The sequence below is a fragment of the Treponema sp. genome (assembly GCF_051883275.1).
In the GTDB taxonomy this organism is placed as follows: domain Bacteria; phylum Spirochaetota; class Spirochaetia; order Treponematales; family Treponemataceae; genus Treponema_D.
Genome location: NZ_JBJETK010000068.1, coordinates 62,874 through 83,308, shown reverse-complemented (window position 1 = coordinate 83,308; position 20,435 = coordinate 62,874). Strand labels below are relative to the sequence as shown.

Sequence of the window (20,435 nt, the reverse complement as noted above, 5' to 3'; positions counted from 1 at the left end):
AAGTTTTTTCATTGAACGAATCTTAAGAAAATTCATGCGGGTTTTAAGTTGTTGAACAGCACAGCTTAAAACATCGTATTTTCAGAATTGTCCGTTCCCCCTGTATTATTATCGGCATAAATAGTGGATTTTAATAGTTCAAAATGCTAAAAATATTCTCCTGTGATCAGCTGTTTTTCAGGTCTTTGCGCATTTTACGGCGCGCAAGGAAATTTTTTATTCGCCTGTAGAGGGAAAGCTTCTTGTATTTCCTTGAAAAATCTTCCGCTGCGGCTTCCAGTGGAAAATCGTTCCCGAGCCTTTTTTTCAACTCGTCCCAGTATTTTATGAGGAACACATAAAGGTCTGAAAGTGTTCTGCCCTTGAAGCTTTTTATGATTTTTCTGCTTTCTATGGCCTTTATCACAGGGAGATATACATTGTTGAACCATGAGAGAATCGCTTCTTCCATGGTGACTTCCTCTGATTTTCCTGAATTTATGTAGTATTTATGGCAGAGGATATGATTGTAGATAAGGTCATACTGTCCGGGCGTGCTGAAATTCAGGCACCAGTAGTCAGTAATGTCTCCGAAGCATGTTTCTGCGTAAAAAACACGCTTTTCGTATTCAATGACCTGCTTTTCCATCTGCTCCCTTGTGCTTCCGGGCTTTAGCTTTATTTCGCTCTGAAGGCTTACAACTTCAGCATCGATGTTTTCTATGCCCTTCATTTTTGCGACAGAGACACGGTGGTTTCCGTCTCTTACAAAATACAGTCCGCCCAGCTCATAAAGGCTTACAGGAGGAAGCGTTATGTCCTTGTAATGCGCCATGTCGACATGCTCCCAGCGGGATTTAAGGAAGTTGCTCTTTGGCAGAAAGTGGTTGTCAAAGTCCTTGTAGCGGCCTTCGCTTCCGACAATAAGGCTTATGGGAACGACCTGCATTCCCTTGTACACTTCGTTGCTTGGCTTGAGCATTTTTTTTATGTCGGTGAATGAAATGAGCTTGGCTTCCTCCGGATTCAGAAGATGCTGTATTTCATTAAAAAACGCCTTGTTTCTTGCTTTTGAAAAATCCTCATCGGTTTGAGAGGATAGAAATGTCTGCTCCAATGTTGGCTCCTTTTTTTAGATTTGGCTCGTATTCTACTACAAGGTGGCTGTATACATTTACAACTGTCGTTTTTTGAGTGACAGTGCACCTTGTGGCCTGGAGATCATACAGATGTATGTGGCCGTGAATCATAAGCCCTGGTGAAAATTTCTTTATAAACCAGTTAAAACAATCAAATCCTCTGTGGCAGGGATCTTCCTTGTCATGAATATGCCTTGGGGATGCGTGTGTCAAAAATACATCGCAGTATCTTCCGTACCTGATTTTGTTCCATAAAAGTCCGGGAATCATTGCGATGAGCTGCCTTTTCATCTGGCTTTCCGTGAACTGCGCCTGGCCGTTGTTATATCTCATGCTTCCTGTGACGCCTGAAATAAGAAGCGGCGTGAATGTTCCGTCCGGCTTTTTGAATTTGAGGTTCTTGCATCTTACGTTTCTGTTGCTCACATAGTCGGCTCCGTGGCCGTGGTCTATGTTGCTTGCCTCGAATTTCATGGCGGCGCCTGAAAAAATGACATCAGAAAGAGTTTTGTTCTTGTAATACTTGTATTCCTTTAAATCGTGGTTTCCAAAAACAAAGAAAGTTGGCTTGTTCAATGAATCTACTATGAAATCCACGTATTCCATGGAAAGGTCTCCGGCGCAGAAAACCGCATCAACGTCTCCGTATCTGTCCTTTACGGTGGAAGAGTAGACTAAGGGGTCAATCTGGTCAGAGACGCAAAGAAATTTCATCAGATACCAGCCTTTATAAACAGTGATTCAAGTGTGTTTTTGGGAATTAGGACAAGCGGCCGGCTGTCTGCATAAACCTGGGCTGCGTGCGAAAAATCGGAACTTGCAAAAAGAAGTCCCTTTATATATCCCTTTTCTTTTATTGTGTCCGCGAGTTTTCTTACCTGGCTTTCTTCCATTGTTTCTGTGGAGCGGTAGAACTGCGCAAGGAAAAACTGCTGCTTTGCATTGAGGAATGTTTCCTGCTTTTTTTCTGTGGCAAGAATCTGGCAGCCGTACGGTGTGATGTCTGATTTCTGGCACTGAAGATTGTAGCCGGACAAAAGTATTGTTTTGCACAGCTCCAGAAACTGCTGGTTGTTCGATGTGAGGTATTCCTTTATGCCGTCGTTTGTTTCAAGCTCCTTGTACTGATTCAGCTTGGACGATACATCCTTGAATTTGCTGTTGTATTTATAGACTGTTTCCCATTGCTCTATTGCTTTTTCAATCTTTCTGTTTTTTTCGTAGCAGATTCCAAGAAAATAGCGGGCAAAAAGGGTTTCCTGCGAATTTGGAATTTTTGAATTTGCAACGGCGCGCTCAAAGCTGTCCATGGCTTTTTCAAGCTGGTCTGCCATCAAAAGACAGACTCCCTTTTCCACAAGAGCCTTCTGCCTGAATTCCTGGGAACGCTCGGCTTTTTCAAGAAGCTTTACTGCTGTGGGAAGCTCCTTGGTTTCCTTGCAGACTTTTCCGAGGTAATAGTAGTTTTCATAGGATTCCGGGTTCAGCTTTATGGACATTTCCAGTGCCTGCTTTGCCTGCTTGTAGTTTTTTGCCCTGAGCAGCAGACGTCCCACGGAAGTATAGGCCTTTGGATTGTGCTTGTTCAAAAGAAGCGTCTTCTGGTAGAAGCCCATCGCAAGCTTTGTGTTGCCCTGTTCTTCAAGAATTTCGGCGGCCTTGAATGTGTTGTCCGGGTTGTTCGGCTCAAGCTTGGTAAGAAGAAGGTATTCCTTCAGGGCTTCCCCGGACTGGTTGAATCTTTGGTACAGCTCTGCCATTTCCTTTCTGAACAGAGCCTCTGGAATTTCGCCGTTGAAAAGTGCATTCTGGTTTACGGTTTTATATTCGATGAATGCAAGCTCCGGCTTTTCGTCCTTGAGATAAGCCTTTCCCAGATAATAATGTGCAACAAAGTTTCTTGGATTCTTTGTGATTACTGATTTTGCGCATCTTTGGGCAGCCTGAAGTCTTCCGTCTTTTATAAGCTTAGGAATTCCGTCGATTTTTGACGGGGTTATTATATTTTTAATCAAAAATATAAAAGCTGTGGCTACAAATGCAATAAGAACACCTATTATAATTACAGATGTCAGATTCATTGAAATTCCGCCTATCAAATTATTTTGAGGAAACCTCTAAAACCTCAGTTCTTCGAGGTGGCTCTAAAAATGCGGCTTTTAAGGCTGAAACAACGGCTTAAAATCCGCCGGCACCTGTAAAAAAATCACTGTAAATGAGTTTTTAAAAGATACCCTGGTAAAAAATTACATTTTTTCTTTAAATATGTCAATTTATCCGCGCCTGGGAAAAAATCCCGGCTGGAAGCACAGAACAATCCGTTTGAGATTATTCTGTGTTTCCTTGGAATGTGGATTTTAGATTGCCTTGAATGCGAGCGCAAATACGAATACAACGGCAAGAATCCATGTGACAACAGGAATTTCCTTTGCTTTTCCGCCTGCGACTTTTGAAATTACATAGGCAATCATTCCGAATGCTATTCCCTTTGAAATTGAATATCCGAACGGCATTACGATGATTGTGATAAATGCAGGAATTCCATCTGTGATTTCAGAAAAATCTATTGAAGTTACAGACTGCATCATCAGGAAGCCTACAAAAACAAGGGCTGGAGTTGTGGCGCAGGATGGAACAAGGTCAAAAAGCGGTGTGAAGAACAGAGCAAGAAGGAAAAATGCCGCTGTGACAACTGAAGCAAGTCCTGTGCGCGCTCCGGCTGCAACACCTGAAGAGGATTCAACAAATGAAGTTACGGTTGAAGTTCCAAGGCAGGCTCCTGTGATAGTTCCGATTGAGTCTGCAAGGAGTGCTTCCTTTGCCTTTGGAATATTTCCGTTTTCATCCACAAGCTTTCCCTGCTCGGCAACACCCATCAGAGTTCCGATAGTGTCAAAAATATCTGTAAAGAGGAATGTAAAGAAAACTCCGAAGAATTTCAGTGAAAGCACGTTCGCAAAGTCAAACTTGAACAGGAATGGAGCCGCCGGCATTGAAACCGGAGAAAAATTCTTTGGCACTGATGTCACGCCGAAAGGAATTCCGATAACGGTGGTTGCTGCGATTCCGATAAGAATTGCGCCCGGAACTTTCAGTATATAAAGCACGATTGTTATTATAAGTCCGGCGATGGCAACAATCACTGAAAGGTGGTTCATGTCGAATGGATTAAAGCTGATGATTGTTCCGTTTGAAGATGAAACGATTCCCGCATTGTTGAGTCCGATCAAGACAATGAAAAGTCCTATTCCGACTGTGACAGCTTTTTTCATTGTAGTCGGAATTGACTTGATGATTGCTTCGCGCACTCCGAAGAATGAAAGCACAACGAACAGAAGTCCTTCGATAAGAACCGCTGTAAGGGCAAACTGATAGCTGCATCCCATTTGTCCGCATACTGTAAATGTAAAAAACGCATTCAGGCCCATTCCGGATGCGAGCGCCACCGGCATATTTGCAAGAAACGCCATGACAAGGGTTGCTACGGCTGCTGAAACCGCGGTTGCTGTGAAAACTCCGCCGAAGGCCATTCCCTTTATTTCGCCGAGCATTCCTGGGTTCAAAGCAAGAATATAGGACATTGCAAGGAATGTTGTTATTCCGCCGATTATTTCACGGCTTACAGTGGAACCCCTCTCCTTGATTTTGAAAAAATGATCCATAAGAGATTTCCTCCAAAAAAATAATATGAAAAAAAGTATATCACGAAAGAAAAAAAAGTTACATAGCGGAAGACTCTAAAAAATTCAGTTTTTCAATTCTCCCTGAAATCGTTTCCAATGCATAAAAAAATTGATAATGCCGGCGCAAAGGAATTTCCGTATCTTTTCCTAAAAAATTGAAGTGAATTTGCAGATAATATATTGATGAAATTTTTTAGGAAAATACATATATTTTTTCTTTCCGCATTTTTTATGTTTTCACAGCATGCTTTTGCCCAGAGCGATGATTTTTCCACGGGCGAATCGCTTTTTAAGGAAAACAGGGCGGAAGAGGCGGTTGTCTATCTCAAGTCTGCTATAAGCACGGGAAAATTTCCCAAGGCATACAATTATCTTGCTCTCTGCTATGAAAAAATGGGGCTTTATAAGGAAAGCCTTGAAGTCTGCACTGAAGGAATGAAAGTTTCAGGCACTGACAAGAAAGTCCTTGCGTTCAATGCAGGAAATGTTTGCTTTGCGATGGAGGATTATTCTTCGGCGGAAAAATGGTACTCGCTTGCCATTGCCGCAAACAGGCTTTATGCGCCTCCTGTTTTGAACCGCGCCAATGCGGAGCTGAAGCAGGAAAAATTCCTTCAGAGTCTGGAGGATTACAAGCTTTATCTTGACCTTTCTCCAAACGACAGGCAGAAGCCGGAAATTGAGCGCATTATAGCTTTGCTTGAAGGATTCAAAAAGGCAGAGGAGGAAAAGCTTGCTGAGGAGAAGCGTCTGAGGGAAGAGGCTGCCCTTATTCAGGCTGCAATGGAACAGCAGGCGGCTCAAAAGCAGATTCAGGACGAAAAGGATAGAACTGCGGAGCTTGAGGCGAAAATGGCTGAGCAGGAAGCCCGTTTGGAGCAGCAGCGCGCAGAGTTTGAGCGGATGCTTCAGGAGCAGAAGGCAAGCCAGGAAGCGGCTCTAAAAGCCCAGAGGGAAGCGGATGCAAGAAAGGCGGAGGAAGATGCCGCACGGAGAAGAAAACTGCTGGAGGATGTGGCTGCTTCGCTACAGAATTCAGAAACATCAAATATGGCTGCTGGTGCAGAAGGAACAATAGACTATGGCTATGAATCAGAACTCGAATAAAGAACTTGAAAATGAAAAAAAAACAACAGTAAGAAGAACTGCCGCCGCAAAAAAAACTGCTGCGACTTCCGCTTCTTCTGTGGCAAAAAAGAAGGCTCCGGCTGAAAAAAAAGCCAGCGATGGGAATACTGAAGAAAAAACTGCTGTCCGCAGAAGAACTGTGGCATCAAAGTCCGTTGCTGAAAAAAAATCAACTGGGCTTTTGGAAAAATCTTCGGCCGTGCGGGCATCTGCGGCTTCAAGCGCGGGCGTAAAAAAAACATCAGCCGCATCAAAAACTTCGGCGGTGAAATCTTCATCTGTAAAAACTACAGCAACAAAAACATCGCCTGCGAAAACTGCTGCGTCAAAAACTTCAGCTGCAAAAGCATCATCTTCAAAAATTTCTGAAGCAAAAATTTCGACAGTAAAAAGCGCATCTGTAAAACCTGCTGCGGCAAAAATTTCCACAGCAAAAACTGTGTCCTCTTCAACTGTAAAAACTACAGCGGCGGCACAAAAGCCATCGGTCTCGGAAGCGAAAAAAATTCCTGATTCAACAGCGGCGGCTTCGGTGGCTCTGGAAAAAGAAAAAAAGGCTGATGAATTTATTTTTGCTTCAGCATCTTCTGCCTTGCCAGATATAAAAGAAAAAACTTCGGCGTCTCCTGTATCATCTGGAAGTGTTCCTGAAGTTCCTCCTGAAAAAAAAGATTCAGGTGGAAAAAAGAATAACGGAAAAAAAGCGGCCGTTCTTATCATGTTCCTTTTGGCGTTGATAGCCGGAGCTGGATTTTTTGTTTTGAAAGGCTCTGGATTTTTCGGAGGAGACGGCGGCGTTGTTTCCAAGATGGATACAGAAGAGCTTCTTGCTTTTGCGCAAAAACTGATTGAACAGGGAAGATACGCGGAAGCCCTGGAAATTCTGATTGGAATTGATGCCAGCGGAAACTCTGAGGCCGCAAGAAATTTGAGGCAAAGAATTTCCGCCTTGATTTCCGAGGCATTTCAAAAGGCCTGTGAAAACGGACGTGAACAGGAGATTTTTGATTTCATTCAGAATCTCATTGACAGCGGAGATGTTGAGTCGGCAATAAAAATTTTAAGCGCGATAAACGTTTCTCCTGACAGTCCCTTGAAAAATAAAATCATGGAGTTGAAAAAGGCTGCTGTTGAAAAATTTATTTCAGAGGGAAGAATCAGTGAGCTTTTGCCGTTGATTCAGAATCTTATTGACAGCGGAATGTACAGCGAAGCTCTTGAGCTTTTGGATTTGATTTCCGTTGACGGTGACAATGAAGAAGCCCGCATGCTCAAGGATCGCATAGAGCGGATGAAAAAACAGGCGAATGTTTTGCAGTCCGCGGCCGGGCTTTCCGAGCAGGAAAAACTGGAGCTTGCCCAGAAGCTTATTGACGAGGGAAAATACGAGGATGCGCTGATTCTTTTGAACAGCCTGGATTCCTCCGGAGAAAACGCAGAAAAAATTTCCGCCCTGAAAAAACTCGCTGTGGAAAAGGCGCTCAGGGACGGAATTGACGTTGGTGAATTCGGCTTTGATGAAAACGGAAATCCTATTCTTTCTGATGCGGAAATATTGCGCCGGCAGAATGAAGCGCAAAAGCATCGCGAGCTGGAAGAGCAGAGGATTCAGGACGAAAAGGCCGCTGCGGAAAAAAAGGCGCTTGAAGAGAAAAAAGAAAAAGAAAGAAAAGCCCAGGAAGCGGAAAGAGCCAGAAAGGCAGCCGCTGCAAAAAAAGCGCAGGAAGAAAAACTCGCAAAGCAAGCCGCAGCAGCAAAAAAAGCACAGGAAGAAAAACTTGCAAGAGAGGCAGCTGCAAAAAAAGCCGAGGCTGAACGAAAGGCCGCCGAAAAGGCTCTTGCTGAACAGAAGGCAAAGGAAGCTGAGCGTATGCGCAAAATGCAGCTTGTGGAAAATTCTATTGCCCAGGGAAAGCGTCTTCTTGCGGAAAACAAGGACAAGGAAGCTGTCGCGGAATTCTACAACGCTGAAAAAAATCTTCTGGCGGATGATCCTGTGTTCTCAGGAAAAAAACTCGGAGAGGCTGCTTCTGCGCTCTTTGAGAATTCGGAAAGAAAATCCGGTGCGGATAAAAAATTTCTGAATGATGAAGCTGTAAAATTCGCTGAAAAATCCTATGAGAAATCTAAGGAAGAACCCAACGTTATGTTTATCCTTGGAATGGATGGAATTGAAAAGCGAAATTATGCTTCCGCTGAAAATTATTTGAGGGGAGCTGTTGAAAAAGATTCTGACAACAGCATGTATTTTTATCAGCTTGGAAGAGTTCTTGCAATGCGCAAGAAATATGCAGACTCTCTTGAAGCTTTTAAGAATTCAATAAGACTGAACGGAAAGTTTGCGCCGGCTCATTATAATTCAGGATTTGTCTGTGAAAAGCTCGGGAAAAAAGATGAAGCCCTGTCGCATTACAGATCCGCCAGCTCTATTAAGCCTGATTACGAAAATGCTTATATGGGCGCAGGTCATATTCTGTTTGAGCAGAAAAATTATCCTGATGCTGTAAAGTCATTTTCCAGCGCACTAAAAATAAATCCAAACCGCGCGCAGACTTATCAGGAGCTTGGCTCTTGCTATTCGGAAATGGGTGAGTATGCCCTGGCTGAACAGAACTTTTTGAAGGCGCTTTCATGTCCTGATTCAACTGCGGAAAAAAATGCCCTTACGTTCTATAATCTTTCTACAGTGATGTTTGCGCAGGGAAAAAAGAATGAAGCTCTTGATTTTGCAAAGAGGGCTTATGACGGCCGGGAAAAAACTTCAGTTGAAGTGAAGGCGAATATTTCATATAACTACGGACTTTTGAACCAGGAAACAGGAAACCAAACTGAAGCGATACGCCTCTATCAGGAAACTTTGTCGCTTGATTCAAAGCATGTAAAGGCAAACACAAACTTGGGAATGATTCTTCTTGAAAACAGAGAGCCTGAAGCTGCTATTGCGCTTTTGCTCAAGGCGTACAAAAGTGATTCTGGGAATTTTGAAGTGAACAATAATCTTGGAAGCGCATACAGAGATACCGGTGACTATAAGAATTCCATAAAGTATTATAAAAATGCCATGGATATAGATCCGCTGAATCTGACAGTTAAGGAGAACCTTGCAAAGTCATACACTTCTGCAAAGGAGTATAAGAGCGCAAGGGAAATTTATGAGGATCTTGTAAAAAAGCAGCCTAATTCATGGCAGCTGTTCCTTGAGCTTTCAAAAGTCTGTCTTGCACAGGGCGACAGCGAGGGAGCTGAAAAATATCTGCTTTATCTTCAGTCCCGCGCTCCTGACTTTAAGGCCGCTGAAGTGTCCGGGCTTCTTTCTGAGCTTCAGTGACAGTTTTGGCGCTTATGTCCTTTTTACAAGTGAAAAAAGCTGCTGCCTTGTTATAGTTGTATAAACAGGGCGGCCATGGGGACAGTGCGGATCAGGCAGCTCAAGCGCGCCCTTGGCAATTTTCCGTGCTGTTTCATCATCCAGAACTGTTCCGTCCATAACTGCGCTTCTGCATGCTGCGGAGGCCGCTGCCGCATTTATCATGTCCGATGGATTTATTCTTCTGTCCAGAACATCCTTCTTCAAGTCTTCTTCCGTGCCTTTCCATCTTACCGGCACTGTTGAAAATTCCCATTTTCCGCTTCCGCAGTCCCTGCATGAAAATCCGGCTTCTTCAAGTTTTTCCTGAATGGCGCGGATAAAATTGTCGTCTGCGGCGGAATCTGTCTGCACTGTATACGGAACAAGAAGAGCCTGCCTTTGTCCGCTTTCCGCCATAATCTGATTGTAAATCATCCTTTCATGCGCTGCGTGCTGGTCGATTATATACAGGGTTTCATCTTTTTCTGCAATTATAAAAGTTCCAAGAGCGCATCCGGTATAATGAAAATTTTCTTCTGTGCTGGAATCAGCGGCTTTTGGCTCTGTAATGTAGTTTGGCTTCATCGGGCGGAAAAAATCTCCGGCTGGCTTCGGCCTGAAAAAGCTGCTTCTGGTATCTCCTGCGGAAAAACTTGATCTTGCCGCGGGTCTTCTTATATCCGGGTAGGCAAGTCCTTCCGGGAAATGTGGCTTTGCATTCGGCTCCTCTATGCAAAAATTGTTTTTTGCTTCCTCCGCAAATGAAAGCTCAGCTGAATGAATGTTTTCACCTTCGTCCGCAGAATTCTGGGAAAGCATGGATTTTACAGTGTACTGCTTGAAAAAATTTCTTGTGGCAGAGCTTACTGCATGATGAAGGGCGTTTATATCCTTGAACCTTGCTTCCCGTTTTGCAGGATGAATGTTGAAGTCCACAAGCGAAGGATCTATGTCGACAAAAAGACATGCCACGGGAAAAGTTCCGTTCGGAAAATATCCCTGTGTGCCGTAAACAATAGCCTGCACAAGGGAATACTCCTGTATTTTTCTTTTGTTTACATAAATCGAAATATCCTTGCGCGAATTTCTTGCCACAGAAGGCTCGCCGATTATGAGCGTGAATGAAAATAAATTTTCGCGGTCTTCATGATTCAGTTCATAAAACAAATCGCTGCTTTCAAACATTCCGCTTGTCTGGACAAAGCGTTCCTTGAGTGATTGTCCTGCTGGAACTGAAAGTTTTTCTTCGCCGTCGCTTGAAAATGAAAATGAAATGTCAGGGCGCGGAAGAATTTTTTCTTCAAATATAAGCTTGCACTGCATTCCCTCTGATGCCGGGCGTTTTAAAAACTGCCTGCGCGCTGGAAAATTTTCAAACAGCCCGGACGACTGTGCGATTGTTCCATCCGTTGCTGCGCATGGCTCAATTACTCTTTCTTCTGCGGCCGCCGCGCTCATTTTCCATCCGCCGCTTTTTATTTCAAGCCGGCTCACTGCCGCGATTGACGACAGTGCTTCTCCCCTGAAACCCAGCGTTGTAAGTGTCAGCAAATCTGTCTCCGCTGAAATTTTACTTGTTGCGTGCGGATGTGCGCATTGCGACAGATCTTCCTTTGTCATGCCGCAGCCGTTGTCTATGACGCGGATTTTTTCGATTCCGCCGCCTGAAATTTCAACGCGGATTCTATTTGCGCCGCTGTCCACGGCATTGTCCATGAATTCGCGGACAATAGCGCAGGGCTTGTCTATTACTTCTCCGGCTGCAATTTTTCTTGCGACTTCGGCATTGAGAATTCTGACTCTCCGCTGCTGTGTCATGCTTTTCTGGTTCCTATGATTTCAGATGATTCGTCAAAAAGCCCCAGTACAGGGCCGCCTGAATCCTTTGCGCCTTGTTTTTTTTCCTGAGCGGATTTTTCATCGTTGTCTGAAGCTGCGGGGCTGCTCATGAGAATCTGAATTTTGCCTTCCATTTCGTCCAGCGTTTTTTCCATGGACTTTGCAAGCTTGATTCCTTCCTCGAAATTTCCGAGCGCGTCCTCAAGGCTGATATCGTTTCTTTTTATTGAAGCTGAAAGCTCTTCAAGCCGCTTTAGTTTTTCTTCAAAATTTGTCATTGTTTTCTCCGTCAGTTTATTTTATGATTCCCGGAAAATTTCAGTTTTCCGAGATAACGCTTTTGTCAACAGTCGCATGGATAATTCCCTTCGCCGGCCGTATCTGAATTTTTTCTCCGCCCGAAAATCCTTCCGCGCTCCTGATTATTTTTCCGCCCTCATCGCAGACTATCGAATATCCCCGGTTGAGAATGTTCTGCGGATTGCAGTTTTCAAGAGCCTGAATGCAGAGATTCAGCCCGACTCTTCTTTCCCTGATTATGTCGAGCATTGTGTCATGGATCGAAGTGACAGCCTTGTCAAATCTCTCCGAGTATTTTTGCTCTATGTTCTGAAGCCTTGTCCTCATGTTTTCAGGGTCGAAGGTTTTGAGCATCAGCCGAAGCGAATTTATTCTGTTCTGCATTTCAGAGAGGATATTTTCCTTGAAAAGTGAAATGCTGTTTTCTATGTCGCTTATTCTTGGGAATGCGAGTTCCGCCGCCGCGCTTGGAGTTGGCGCCCTGACATCTGCTGCAAAGTCGCTCAATGCCCAGTCTATCTCATGCCCGACCGCTGAAATTACTGGAATCTCCGAGTCTGCTACTGCGCGCACAACTTTTTCGTCGCTGAACGGAAGCAGATCTTCAAGCGAGCCTCCGCCGCGTCCGACAATCAGAATTTCGCAGAGCTTGTATCTGTTGGCTGCTTGTATCATACGCGCTATGCTGTCGGCTGCGGTTTCTCCCTGCACAAGGGCTGGAAAAACTACAATGCTGATTTTGCTGTTCCTTCTGCTCCGTATGTTCAGAATATCACGAAGGGCGGCTCCGTTCGGGCTTGTGACAACTCCGACTGTCTGTGCAAAAAACGGAAGGGTTTTTTTTCTGCCGGAATCAAAAAGTCCTTCAGCCGCAAGTTTCCTTTTTCGCATTTCAATCATTTCCAGAATGTTTCCAGCCCCGGCTTCTATCATTGATGAAATTTGAATCTGATAATTTCCGCGCGGACCGTAAACTGTTATTTTTCCCCTTGCCTGAACAAACATTCCGTCTCTTGGGGCAAAGTTGAGAGCGGCTGCTGCGCCCCTGAACATCACGGCTGAAATCTGGCAGTCGGAATCTTTTATTGAAAAGTAAAGATGCCCTGATGCGCTTGGCTTGAAATTTGAAATTTCGCCTTTCAGTATTATGTTCTGGAAAGAGCCTTCGAGCATTGTTTTTATAAGCTCTGTCAGCTGGGAGACTGTAAGCGCGGCATCCTTTTTTGTTTCGTTCTGATTTTCCATTTTCCATAGATTGTAAACATTCCGTTTAATTTAGACAAGGTATACTCCGATAATAAAATGATGAAGAATTTAGTTTTTTTGTATGCGGGCGAAAATGACAGCCGTGCTTTTGACAAAGTGTTTTCCGGAAAATCAGCTTTTGAAAGATGCCTTGAATGGGCTGGCGGAATTTCCGGGTTGTGCGGAATTTCTGTTGCCTGCTGCGGAAATGTCAGAGAGCTTGTGGAGTCCTGCGTGTCGGGAATCTCAGGAAAAGATATAAGCGTTGTTTCAAGAGAAAGCTGGAATACTGCGGAGTTGCTTCAGGAAATGTCATCTCAGGTTTTGAGCCGCTGCGCTGACAACGCCGTTTATTCCATTGCCTCCAGGCCGTTTATTGATTCTGCGCTTACAGAAAAACTTATTAAAAACCACCGGGACTATATTTCAGAATATACATTTGCTGACGGCTATCCCTGCGGCTTTTCTCCAGAAATCATAAGCAGCGGAACTTTAAAGATATTGTCGGCTTTTGCCTGCGAAACCCACCGGGAGCTTGGAAATCTTCCTGTTTCAAATGAATCAGTTTTCAATGTCATGAAGGCTGATATAAATTCTTTTGAAATCGAATCTGTGCTTGCCCCGAAGGATTATAGAATGCTCAGGCTTGATTTTTCGTGTTCGCAGAAGCGTAATTTTGTTGCGTGCAAAAGGCTCTATGAGGCTGCGCTGGAAAATTCAGTTCCATTCACAGCGGATGAGCTTTCTTCGCTTGCTGAAAAAACTGCGTCCGTCCAGCATACACTTCCGGCTTTCTATAATATACAGATTTCTGAAAATTGCCGCGCTGTTCCGTTTTACAATCCTTATCCAGACAGCTTTAAAAATAAATACGGATTTTTTCCGCTTGAAAACGAAAATCCGAATCCCAGAAATCTGAGCCTTGAAAAATTTTCAGCCCTGATGAATCAGATAGAAAATTTTTCAGAAGATGCTGTTGTCGGACTTGGCGCGTGGGGAGAGCCTCTGCTTAATCCGGAGCTTGCGGATTTTGTTGAAGAAGCTTTGCGACATTCAGGGATTTCTGTTCTTATTGAAACTGACGGCACTCTTGTGACTGAGCAGCTCGCATTCAGACTGCATGAAATTTCAGAGCGCGCTGGAAAAAGAAAAGACGGAAAACTTCCTTTGACGTGGATTGTGTCAGTTGATTCATTCAGTGAAGCCATGTACAGCAAAATTTTTTCCGGGGGAAATTTTAATGCGGCGGTGAATTCTGTTTCACTTTTGAATAAATTTTTTCCAGGTGCAGTCTATCCGCAGTTTATGCGCATGAATGAAAATGAAGCTGAGCTTGAAGCCTTCTATAGATTTTGGCATGCAAAGGATTCACCGTCCGGCGGAAATTTGATAATACAAAAATATGATGACTTTTGCAAAATGCTTGGCGCAAGAAAGCCCGCTGATCTTTCTCCGCTGGAAAGAAATGTCTGCTGGCATTTAAAGCGCGATATGACAATTTTGTGCGGCGGCGATGTGCCTTTGTGCCGGGAATTTTTGCTTTCCCCGGTAGGAAATGCATTTGACGAGGGAATTGAAAATATATGGAAGAAAATGTTTTCGCACGTTGAGCTTCAGCTTGAAAAAAAATACGGCGAAAAATGCAGGGAGTGCGATGAATACTATACCTTCAATTTTTAATCAGCGCAAAGTTTCCTATATTGTCCTTGGCGGCTCTGAAAATCCAAGGCAGGCTCTCATGCCGGTTACCTGTGTTGTTCTCAGCAGATCAGGGAGGCACTACAGGGCACGTGTCATTGAAAATCTTCTTCAAAAAAGATTTGAAAAAATTATAAGTGTCAGTCCAAAGTCGGAGCAAAAGTCTGTTGATTTGCTTGCGCGCCAGTTTCCTACCGTGAAATTTCTTGTTGTCTTGGATTCCGTTTCTCAGGGTGAACTTTTGAATCTTGCTTTTTATGAAGCGCAGACTCCCTACGTTCTGGTTGTTCAGGAAGAAATGTGTCTTGATAAATTTTCCTTTGATGCATCCATGGCTGAAAAATTTGCAAGAAAAAAACAGTTCTGTATTGCGCCCAAGCTTTTGTCTTCTTCATTTACAAAGCTTCCTGTTTCATTTTTTCCTTCTGCAAGAAAATCAGTTTTTGAAGTCGGGGTTGATTCTTTTTTTGCTGACGGCCAGCCTTCGTTGTATCCTGCGGATTATGCGGGCTTTTATGATCGTGAAAAATTTATTCTTCTTGGAGGAGCTGACTATACAATTTCATCCGAGTATTGGCAGAAAATAGATTTGTTTTTCAGGGCATGGCTCTGGGGTGAAAAAATAAATCTGTCATCATTTTTTGAGTTTAAATACAGCGGAAATATTCCGGAAGAAAACCTAACGGTGGATATTTCGTACCTTAGGTTTTATTTAAAGAATCTTCTGCCTGTTTTTTTATCAGACCATGCAAAAATTCCTTGGTACTCTTATTTCATTTTTAAACTGAAAAGCTCCTGCGGCTTTGTAGAGTCAATGAGACAGTTCAAGGATGCTGTTAGATGGACAAGGGAAAATCAGTATAGATTTAAGTTAGATGCGGTTTCTCTTATTGAAAACTGGGGAAAAAAATGAATTTAAAAAAAATACAGGATGTCATAAAAAAAATAATTCCTGAAAGAAAAAAAGTTGTTGTGATTGTTCAGTGCAGGCTTTCTTCCACAAGGCTTCCTGGAAAGGCTCTTTTAAATCTTGCTGGAAAACCGATTCTTGAATGGACTTTGGCGGCAATGAAAAAAGTAAAAGCTTCAGCTTATTTTCTTGCTGTAGACAATGAAAGCAAAACTGAGCTTGAGCCTGTTGCTGAAAAGTGCGGATGGAATTTTTATTCCGGTTCACAGACAGATGTTCTTGAAAGATTCTGTGATGTAATAAAACTTTCAAAGGCTGATGTTGTTGTGCGGGCAACTGCCGATAATCCTTTTTTGTTTTATGAAGCTGCGCAGGAACTGGTTGATGAGTATTTTTCAAGATCAAAAAATTCGTCCGTTGATTATATAACTTTTTCAGGTCTTCCGCACGGAAGCGGTGTGGAGGTGTTCACCGCGGCATCTTTGCTTGACGCTGCTTCGCGTACAAATTTGCCTTACGATCATGAACATGTTGGACCTGCTCTCTACAATCATTCAGAAAATTATAACTGCATTTTTTTGAAGGCACCGCAGAATTTTAATTATCCTGAATACAGAACCACAGTTGACACAGTATTTGATTATAGAAGAGCACAAAAAATTGTAGATATTCTTGAAGAAAAAAATGCGCCTAAGCCTTATTCAGCCAGAGATATTATCAGCGCGGTTTCAGTTCCTGCTGTGAAAAATCCTGTTGTTTTGATTCCGTCTTTAAAGAAGGGGCATGGAACAGGGCATTTAAGAAGATGCCTTGAGCTCGCTGTTGAAAATAAATGGGATCTCTATATGCCTGATAACGCTGATTTAACCCAGCGTTTGGATATTCTTGAAAAATACAAAGCCCGCGGTCTTAAAGATTTTCAGATTGTAGAAAAAATCAATGACTTTTCTGAATATTCTCTTGCGGTTGTCGATATGTTCTGTTCTGATACAGAATTTATTGGTTCTGTTGCAGCGGCAGTTCCTGTTGTTGGAATTGATGAAGGAAATTTAACCAACGAATATGCAGAGTATTTGGTAGATGTTCTTCCGAGGCTTAATTCCAATCGAAATGTGAATTTCTATAATCCATCGTTTATTCCCATGCCGGAAAAAAAGCGTTCTTCATTTCCCTCTAAGATAAACACAGCCTTGGTTTGTGTCGGCGGTGAAGATCCTGCCGGACTTCTTTTTAAATCCGCTGTTTCTCTTGCAGAAAATAAAGTTCACGTTTTTGCTGTTGCATCGTCAGAAAATTCCGCCATTGAAATTGAAAAAAATATTCCGGGTGATCTGAAAAAATTTATAACAGTTTCTGCGCCTGTTGAAAATTTAAAGAATGAACTTTTTAAGTATGATCTTGTAGTTACGCATTTTGGATTTACGGCTTATGAAGCTGCTGGCGCTGGATGTGCAGTTCTGCTTTTGTCTTCAACGCCGCTGCATGCGCGTCTGGCTTCTTGCAACGGTTTCAAATGTCTTTCACCTAAAAAAATCAACAGCCGGGAAATAAAGCATCTTCTTGAAAAAACAGAAAATCTTTCAGCTGAAAAACTTGTGGAAAATTCAGAGAGCTTTTCAGGCTTTATGAAAAAACTTTCCATGGGAAAACATTTTGAATGTCCTGTCTGCCGCAGCTGTTCGGGATTCAAAAATAAAATAGCAGCCAGAACAAAGGACAGAACTTACAGAAAATGTCTGTGCTGCGGAATAACCTATATGTCATGGACGTCTGAAACTGAGCAGACTGAATACAGCCATTCTTATTTTTTTGATGACTACAAAAAGCAGTATGGAAAAACTTATCTTGAGGATTTTTATTCTATAAAGACAGCGTGCATGAGGCGCATGTCCTACATAGATTTTTTCTACCGCATAACAAGAATGTCTTCAAGAGATATGCCGTCTGTTCTTGACATAGGCTGTGCGATGGGGCCGTTCCTTTCCGCTGCGAATGATTCAGGCTGGCAGGTTTTTGGTGCGGATGTTTCTCAGGATGCAGTTGACTATGTTCAGCATGAGCTTAATTTTCCTGCTAGCTGCGTGAAATTTCCTGATGCGGATTTTGTTTCAGAATTTGGCGTTGAGCATTTTGATGCCGTGACTATGTGGTATGTGATTGAGCATTTTTCCAGCCTTGACGAAGTTTTGAAAAAGGTTTCATCTCTTGTAAAGGAAGGCGGAATATTCGCATTCAGCACTCCATCTGGCGACGGTGTGAGCGCGCGTTTTTGCACTGATGAATTTTACAGGAAAAGCCCTGCGGATCACTATACAATCTGGAACTCAAAGTGCGCAAAAAAAATTCTGCGGAAATACGGATTTAAAGTTGTAAAAATCGTTTCAACAGGAATTCATCCCGAGCGTCTTCCTCTGGCAAGAAAATCAAAATTTTTTACAAACCCGTTCCTGATGAAAGTTCTAGGGAGCGCATGCAGATTTTTCAGGCTGGGAGATACCTTTGAAGTGTACTGCAAAAAAATAAAATCTTAAAATCCCATGCCTTTCTGTCGAAAATAGAAAGGAAATGAGTGACCGTTTTGTTTTGATTTTAGGCGCGGGACTTATGCAGCGCCCTTCCATAGAAGCCGCAAAGGAACTTGGATACAAGGCTCTTGTTATAGACGGAAATCCGGACGCAGTTTGTGTTCCCTATGCGGATCGCTTTGAAAAAATAGATTTAAAAGATACCGAGGCTGTTGTAAACCTGGCTTTGTCCATGGGCAGCAGTCTTCATGCTGTTTTTACCGCGGGAACAGATTTTTCATATCCTGTTTCAGTTGCCTCCCAAAAATGCGGACTTGCAGCTCACAGTGCGCAGGCAGCTCTCCAGGCCAGCAATAAAATTTCAATGCGCCGCTGCTTTAAAAAGTTCAATATTCCGTCTCCTGATTTTTTTGAAGCTGATGAATCGTTTTTGATTTCAGTTAAGAAGAACGGTGTGTCAGGAATTACTTTCCCTAAGGTTATAAAGCCGGTCGACAACATGGGCGCCAGGGGATGCCGCCTTGCCAGGGATGAATCTGAATTTCTTTTTGCGCTGAATGAGGCGCTGCGTTTTTCACGCTCTGGAAAGGCTATTGTTGAAGATTTTATGGAAGGCCCGGAATTTTCAATAGATGCCCTTGTTGTGGATGGAAAAGTTATTGTAACCGGCTTTGCGGACAGGCATATTTTTTTTGAACCGTATTTTGTGGAGCTTGGACATTCGATGCCTTCTGGAATTCCTGAAAAGCAAAAAATGCAGATAATCAGTGTGTTTACCGATGCTGTCCATGCGCTCGGGCTTTCAAATGGAGCTGCGAAGGGCGATGTGAAGTACACAAGCCGCGGGCCTATGATCGGTGAAATCGCCGCAAGACTTTCAGGCGGATATATGTCAGGCTGGACATTCCCGTATTCGTCAGGATTCAATCTCACAAAGGAGGCTCTGAAAATTTCCCTGGGAGCTTCCTCTGATTTTTCGGGAATAGATGAAATCAAGTCTTCCGGGTTCAGCCATGAGAGGGCTTTTATTTCCATTCCGGGAAAAATAAAAAAAATATACGGGGAAGATAAAGCCTGGGCTTCGCCTTTTGTAAAAAATATTTTCTTCAGGGTGAAAGAAGGCATGAGCGTGGACTTTCCCCGCAATAATGTTGAAAAGTGCGGAAATGTCATATCGGCATCCGCAGGCCGTGAGCTGTCAAGAAAGGGAGCGGAAAATGCAGTGTCCCGGATTGTCCTTCGTCTTGAGCCTTCGAATTCAGAAACCGACCGTTTTCTTTGCGGAGAAGAGCTTCCGTGCGAAAAGGGGTTTCCTGTAAGCGCGTTCAGGCCCGGTTCTGAGCTGAAAAAATTCTTTAATGGAATTGGAAAAAATTTTGCCATTGAAAAAAACTGCCCTGCCGCTGATTTGATTCCTTCTGAACTGACAAAGCCCATGGAGGAAGTCCGCGACTGGAATTTCAGAAGCATAATCGACACTGTGCATCTTTTTGACCGCATTTCTCCTTTGCATCCACGCCTCGGTGCCGCTGAGTTCTGGCGTTGTCTTCTTCGCGGCGGAATTCAGGGAGTTTTGTATTATTCGGATTCTGTCCAGCTGGAGGAGAAATGAAGGTAAAAAAAATTGTTCTTTTTCTGCTTGCTTTTTTATCCTGTTCTGTTTTTTGCCAGAATGGAAAAATGGATTTTATTCAGAATGTGCAGAAAAACGGAATTTCATTTTACTGGGATCCCATGACTTCCTCCGGGCTGCTTGAAAAAAACGGGCATAGAATTTCATTCAGGGCAGGGGATTTGTTTTTTATTCAGGACTACAAGACTCTTGTTTCCGAGGCCGCTCCTTTTTTTGAAGGCGGAAAGCTTGTGTCCACATCTGCTTTTTTCAATCTTGCCGAAAATTTTTTCAAGCTACAGAATTCAGAAACTCCCTATAAAATCGGCGCGATTCTGATAGACCCGGGGCACGGCGGAAAAGATCCCGGCGCAAGCTCCACTCATGTTTCAGGCGGAAAGAAAATCACTGTTGTTGAAAAAGATATAAATCTGAAAGTCGGGCTTATGCTGAGGGATTACCTGAAAAAAGCCTATCCTGAAAAAAACATACTCATGACGCGCAGTACCGATGTTTTTCTTACACTTTCGCAGCGCACTGAAATTGCAAATTCCGTCAAGCTCAAGGAAAATGAAGCGATTCTCTATGTCTCAGTCCATGTGAATTCCAGTATGAGCGAAAAGGTCACAGGATATGAGGTCTGGTATCTTTCGCCCGGATACCGCCGCCAGGTTCTGAATTCCAAGTCAGTTAACGAGGATGCTTCAATCCTTCCGATTTTGAACAGCATGACTGAAGAGGAATACACCACCGAATCGATTCTCATGGCGAAATTTATCATGAACGGAATTGCCGCGCAGGTTGGAAATTTGAGCAACTCCCGCGGAATCAAGGAAGAGGAGTGGTTCGTGGTCAGAAATTCAAACATGCCCAGTGTCCTCATAGAGCTGGGATTTCTTTCCAACAAAAATGAAGGGCTGCTGCTGAACGACACTAACTACTTGCAGAAGCTGTCGCTTGGAATATATAATGGACTTCAGGAATTTGTAACAAATTTCGAGAGAACCCGCGGTTTTACAGGAAACTAA

14 protein-coding genes are annotated in these 20,435 nt (G+C 43.3%); 7 read left to right on the top strand and 7 right to left on the bottom strand.

All coding sequences use genetic code 11. The features are described 5' to 3' along the window. Positions 1-166: 166 nt before the first annotated feature. The 4 genes from ACI4L0_RS10705 to ACI4L0_RS10690 form a co-directional block, all read right to left on the bottom strand. The gene (locus ACI4L0_RS10705; RefSeq protein ID WP_439800163.1) at positions 167-1,096 is read right to left on the bottom strand and encodes a transcriptional regulator; all 930 of its coding nucleotides are present in this window, start codon (positions 1,094-1,096) and stop codon (positions 167-169) included. Continuing rightward, on the bottom strand, positions 1,062-1,832 hold the full coding sequence (locus ACI4L0_RS10700) for a metallophosphoesterase family protein (protein WP_439800162.1): 771 nt from the start codon (positions 1,830-1,832) through the stop codon (positions 1,062-1,064). The genes ACI4L0_RS10705 and ACI4L0_RS10700 overlap by 35 nt, the downstream gene beginning before the upstream one ends. Next, positions 1,832-3,199: a tetratricopeptide repeat protein gene (locus tag ACI4L0_RS10695; protein WP_439800161.1), complete on the bottom strand. Its 1,368-nt coding sequence runs from the start codon at positions 3,197-3,199 to the stop codon at positions 1,832-1,834. Before ACI4L0_RS10695 ends, ACI4L0_RS10700 begins: the two co-directional genes overlap by 1 nt. A gap of 276 nt (positions 3,200-3,475) precedes the next feature. Continuing rightward, the gene (locus ACI4L0_RS10690) at positions 3,476-4,780 is read right to left on the bottom strand and encodes an NCS2 family permease (RefSeq protein ID WP_439800160.1); all 1,305 of its coding nucleotides are present in this window, start codon (positions 4,778-4,780) and stop codon (positions 3,476-3,478) included. Positions 4,781-4,984: 204 nt separating this feature from the next. On the opposite strand from ACI4L0_RS10690, the gene ACI4L0_RS10685 reads away from it, so the two are divergent. Together ACI4L0_RS10685 and ACI4L0_RS10680 are read left to right on the top strand one after the other, a co-directional pair. Continuing rightward, the gene (locus ACI4L0_RS10685) at positions 4,985-5,908 is read left to right on the top strand and encodes a tetratricopeptide repeat protein (protein ID WP_439800159.1); all 924 of its coding nucleotides are present in this window, start codon (positions 4,985-4,987) and stop codon (positions 5,906-5,908) included. Next, positions 5,889-9,257, top strand: a complete 3,369-nt coding sequence (locus tag ACI4L0_RS10680) for a tetratricopeptide repeat protein (RefSeq protein ID WP_439800158.1) — start codon at positions 5,889-5,891, stop codon at positions 9,255-9,257. Before ACI4L0_RS10685 ends, ACI4L0_RS10680 begins: the two co-directional genes overlap by 20 nt. A gap of 12 nt (positions 9,258-9,269) precedes the next feature. Here the strand turns inward: ACI4L0_RS10680 and mutL are convergent, their stop codons facing one another. From mutL to xseA, 3 genes are read right to left on the bottom strand one after another with little or no spacing between them, the layout of a single operon-like run. After that, positions 9,270-11,096, bottom strand: coding sequence for a DNA mismatch repair endonuclease MutL (gene mutL / locus ACI4L0_RS10675; protein WP_439800157.1), 1,827 nt, complete (start codon positions 11,094-11,096; stop codon positions 9,270-9,272). After that, positions 11,093-11,395, bottom strand: coding sequence for an exodeoxyribonuclease VII small subunit (xseB, locus tag ACI4L0_RS10670; RefSeq protein WP_439800156.1), 303 nt, complete (start codon positions 11,393-11,395; stop codon positions 11,093-11,095). Before xseB ends, mutL begins: the two co-directional genes overlap by 4 nt. 40 nt (positions 11,396-11,435) lie before the next feature. Continuing rightward, positions 11,436-12,662, bottom strand: a complete 1,227-nt coding sequence (xseA, locus tag ACI4L0_RS10665; protein WP_439800155.1) for an exodeoxyribonuclease VII large subunit — start codon at positions 12,660-12,662, stop codon at positions 11,436-11,438. Positions 12,663-12,722: 60 nt separating this feature from the next. On the opposite strand from xseA, the gene ACI4L0_RS10660 reads away from it, so the two are divergent. Genes ACI4L0_RS10660 through ACI4L0_RS10640 form a run of 5 tightly spaced genes read left to right on the top strand, consistent with a single transcriptional unit; the run spans position 12,723 to position 20,435 of the window. Further along, a complete protein-coding gene (locus ACI4L0_RS10660) occupies positions 12,723-14,342 on the top strand; it encodes a spiro-SPASM protein (protein WP_439800154.1) in 1,620 nt (539 codons plus the stop codon). Next, on the top strand, positions 14,317-15,273 hold the full coding sequence (locus ACI4L0_RS10655) for a hypothetical protein (RefSeq protein WP_439800153.1): 957 nt from the start codon (positions 14,317-14,319) through the stop codon (positions 15,271-15,273). Before ACI4L0_RS10660 ends, ACI4L0_RS10655 begins: the two co-directional genes overlap by 26 nt. Continuing rightward, entirely contained in the window at positions 15,270-17,801 is a 2,532-nt protein-coding gene (locus ACI4L0_RS10650; protein ID WP_439800152.1) for a cytidylyltransferase domain-containing protein, read from the top strand. The genes ACI4L0_RS10655 and ACI4L0_RS10650 overlap by 4 nt, the downstream gene beginning before the upstream one ends. A gap of 34 nt (positions 17,802-17,835) precedes the next feature. Next, positions 17,836-19,407 (top strand): ATP-grasp domain-containing protein, encoded by a 1,572-nt coding sequence (locus ACI4L0_RS10645; protein ID WP_439800151.1) that lies wholly within the window; start codon positions 17,836-17,838, stop codon positions 19,405-19,407. Further along, complete coding sequence (locus ACI4L0_RS10640; RefSeq protein ID WP_439800150.1) at positions 19,404-20,435, top strand: N-acetylmuramoyl-L-alanine amidase family protein; 1,032 nt, start codon at positions 19,404-19,406, stop codon at positions 20,433-20,435. Before ACI4L0_RS10645 ends, ACI4L0_RS10640 begins: the two co-directional genes overlap by 4 nt.